Genomic DNA, 1,755 nt, shown 5'->3' with positions numbered 1-1,755 from the left:
TGGAAGGGCTACCTGAAGCTCTCGCTCGTGACCTGTCCGGTCGCCATGACGCCTGCGACGACCGAGAGCGAGCGCGTGCGCTTCCACACGCTCAACCGAGCCCGATCGCGCCGCGCTGGCGGCCACCGCCGCGCTGCCCGACGCAGACGCGGTGGGTCGGATCCAGGAGATCCTCAACCGCTACGCGCTGGCCGAGGTCCATCTCGACGACGAGGCCTGGTTCAGCGTGTCGCCGGGCTCCCGGGACCCGGCGGATCGTCCGCTCGTCCAGCGCCGCTGGAGCACATTTCTGGTCAAGGTCCACAACGAGGCGCGCGTCACCGGGCCGCTCGAGGTCCGCAGCATCCAGGCGGTGCAGGGCGTGAGCGGCGACGTCGTCGCGCCCCGGCCGTCCAGCGGCGCCTGCAAGGACGAGCCACATGGCTGGGCGCAATGGTTCAGGCTGCAGATGATCGGCGAGCCGTCGATGCCGGCGCGGCTGCGTGGCACCGAGGTCGAATATCTCGTCGTCCAGCTCTGCAGCCTCGACGCCGGAGACCGTGCGGCCGAGCTCACCTTCTATCTGGGCGGCGGTCAGGTCAGCCAGGGCCACTACGGCGCCGTGAGCCTGCTGTTCCGGCCGACGCCCGAGCCCGGGGCGCCTGTGCCTTCGACCGTCGGCCATTGACCATGTCGTCTCCCGAGACGATCGCAGCCGACCGGCCGGACAGCGAGGCGACCGCCCGCGAGCTGTTCGGGCTCGACAGCGACCTGCGGGTGCCGCGCTTCTCCGAGCGGTCGCGCCTGACCCCCGCGATCGACCCGGATTATCTGTTCGACCCCGAGACCACGCTGTCGATCCTCGCCGGCTTCACGCGCAACCGGCGGGTGATGATCACCGGCTTCCACGGCACGGGAAAATCGACCCATATCGAGCAGGTGGCCGCGCGTCTCAACTGGCCGTGCCTGCGCGTCAATCTCGACGGCCATGTCGGGCGCATCGATCTCGTCGGCCGCGACGCCATCGTGCTGCGCGACGGCAAGCAGGTGACGGAGTTCCGCGAGGGCGTGTTGCCGTGGGCGCTGCAGCGGCCCTGCGCGCTGGTGTTCGACGAGTACGACGCGGGGCGGCCGGAGGTCCTGTTCGTGATCCAGCGGGTGCTGGAGGCGGAAGGCGCGCTGACCCTGCTCGACGACAACCGGGTGATCGAGCCGCATCCGGCCTTCCGGCTGTTCGCCACCGCGAACACGGTCGGTCTCGGCGACGCGACGGGCCTCTATCACGGCGCCCAGCAGATGAACCAGGGCCAGATGGACCGCTGGAACGTCGTCGCCACGCTGGACTACCTGCCGCACGACAAGGAGGTCGCCATCGTGCTCGCCAAGGCGCCGTGGATGCGCGATGGCGAGGGCCCGCAGACCGTGTCCGCGATGGTGCGCTTCGCGGGCCTGACCCGCACGGCCTTCGCCAATGGCGACCTCGGCGTGCTGATGAGCACACGGGGGCTGGTCGCCTGGGCGGAGAACGCGCAGATCCTCGACGACCTCGACTTCGGCTTCCGGGTCACCTTCCTCAACAAATGCGATCGCGCCGAGCACGGCGCCGTGCGCGAGTTCTTCCAGCGCTGCTTCGACCGCGAGCTCGGAGGCCGGCTCTCCGGGCCGGCCGCCGCATGAGCCTCTCCGGGCCTTCGGCGGACGTCCGGGGAACCGCGACCCAGGATCACCGCACCGGCGCGCGCGCCAAAGGCGACGACATCGAGAAGGCGGTCGCGG

General features: G+C 70.5%; 2 protein-coding genes. Both read left to right on the top strand.

Annotated elements, in window-relative coordinates; translation table 11 throughout:
- Positions 1 to 151: 151 nt before the first annotated feature.
- A complete protein-coding gene (locus ACIKT0_RS17880; protein WP_407106678.1) occupies positions 152 to 667 on the top strand; it encodes a hypothetical protein in 516 nt (171 codons plus the stop codon).
- Positions 668 to 669: 2 nt separating this feature from the next.
- Positions 670 to 1,656: an AAA family ATPase gene (locus ACIKT0_RS17875; protein WP_407106677.1), complete on the top strand. Its 987-nt coding sequence runs from the start codon at positions 670 to 672 to the stop codon at positions 1,654 to 1,656.
- Positions 1,657 to 1,755 lie beyond the last annotated feature (99 nt).

This window comes from Hansschlegelia beijingensis (assembly GCF_045505405.1).
Lineage (GTDB): Bacteria > Pseudomonadota > Alphaproteobacteria > Rhizobiales > Methylopilaceae > Methylopila > Methylopila beijingensis_A.
This window is presented reverse-complemented; position numbering and strand designations above follow the sequence as displayed.